General features: G+C 73.3%; 3 protein-coding genes. All 3 read right to left on the bottom strand.

The features are described 5' to 3' along the window. Positions 1 to 234: heavy-metal-associated domain-containing protein (locus ROTAS13_RS24440; RefSeq protein WP_075823661.1), on the bottom strand; the 234-nt coding region annotated here is incomplete at its 3' end. Then, positions 231 to 614 (bottom strand): MerR family transcriptional regulator, encoded by a 384-nt coding sequence (locus ROTAS13_RS24435; RefSeq protein WP_019461122.1) that lies wholly within the window; start codon positions 612 to 614, stop codon positions 231 to 233. The genes ROTAS13_RS24435 and ROTAS13_RS24440, both read right to left, overlap by 4 nt. Continuing rightward, on the bottom strand, positions 601 to 1425 hold an 825-nt coding region (locus tag ROTAS13_RS24430), incomplete at its 5' end, for an HAD-IC family P-type ATPase (RefSeq protein ID WP_139323565.1). The genes ROTAS13_RS24435 and ROTAS13_RS24430, both read right to left, overlap by 14 nt.

Here is a 1425-nt window from a genome sequence, read left to right as displayed (position 1 = left end):
TCGCCTTACGGTGGAGCTGTGCGTAGATGTGATCAAGAGACAGTCCGATACCTCGTAGCCTTCGGCGCGAATCGCCTCGGCGAGGCGGGCGCGGCCAGCCTCGGTTTCGGCACGGACGCGGCCGGTCGACAGGTCCACCTCGACCTTGGCGGCGGGGTCCACGCTCTTCACCGCCTCGGTCACGGACTGGACGCAATGGTTGCAGTCCATACCCTTCACGGTCAGTTCGATCATTTTGCCAGTTCCTCCAGGATGGGGCAGTCGGGGCGGGAATCACCCCGACAGCAGGAAACGAGTTGCCGCAGGCTGCCGGCGATGGCCTGCAGCGAGGCGGCCTTGGCCTCCAGCGCCAGGATATGCTCCTGGGCGATGGTGCGGACATCGGCGCTGGCGCGGCTGCCGTCGCTCCAGAGCTCCAGCAGGCGTTTCACCTCGACCAGCGGGAAGGCCAGTTCCCGCGCGTGGCGGGCGAAGCGCAGGGCGGCGACATCGCGCTCGTTGTAGCTGCGGTAGCCATTGGCGAGGCGGCGCGGGCGGATCAGCCCGGCCTCCTCGTAGCGGCGGATCGCCTTGGCGCTGAGGCCGCTGACGGCGGCCGCCTCACCGATGTTCATGCGCGGTCTCCCCTTCCGGCTTCCAGCGCGTCAGGCGCAGCGCATTGCCGAGCACGGTCAGCGAGGACAGCGCCATGGCGCCACCCGCCAGGGCGGGCGACAGGCCGCCCAGCGCCGCGGCGGGGATGGCCAGGGTATTGAACGCGAAGGCCCAGCCGAGGTTCTGCGCGATGGTGCGCCAAGTGGCATGCAGCACGGAAAGGGCGGCGGGCACGAGGCGCGGATCGGGGCGCAGCAGGGCCAGGTGCGCGGCGGCGAAGGCGGCATCGGTGCCACCGCCCATGGCGATTCCGAGATCGGCGGCGGCGAGCGCCGGGGCGTCGTTCACCCCATCCCCCACCATGGCGACGCGGCGCCCCTCGGCATGCCAGGCGGCGAGGCGGGTGGCCTTGTCCTCCGGCAGCAGCCGGGCCGCGACCTCGTCGATGCCGAAGCGGCGCGCGGCCTCGCGGGCGGCTGCCTCGTTGTCGCCGCTCAGCATGGCGGTGCGCAGGCCCAGGGCGTGGAGGCGCGCCACCGCCTCGGCGGCACCGGCACGGGGGGCATCCTCGAAGCCCAGCAGGGCCAGCACGCGCTCGCCCTCCGGCCCGGATTCGATCAGCCAGGACTGCGAATAGCCGTGCGCCGCCTGTTCCGCCGAGGCTGCGGCCAGGGGCTCCGGCGCGCCAGCCTGGGGCAGCAGCCGGTCGCTGCCCAGGCGCAGGCGGCGGCCCTCGGCCACGCCCTCCACCCCGCGTCCGGGCAGGGCGCGGAAGGATTCCGCCGGCCGCGGCGTGCCCCCGGCCTCGTCCAGCACGGCGCGGGCGAGAGG

Source organism: Roseomonas sp. TAS13, from assembly GCF_001950415.1.
Taxonomy (GTDB): Bacteria; Pseudomonadota; Alphaproteobacteria; order Acetobacterales; family Acetobacteraceae; genus Roseomonas; species Roseomonas mucosa.
Note: the sequence above shows the minus strand (reverse complement) of the source record. Positions and strands in the feature narration are given on the sequence as shown.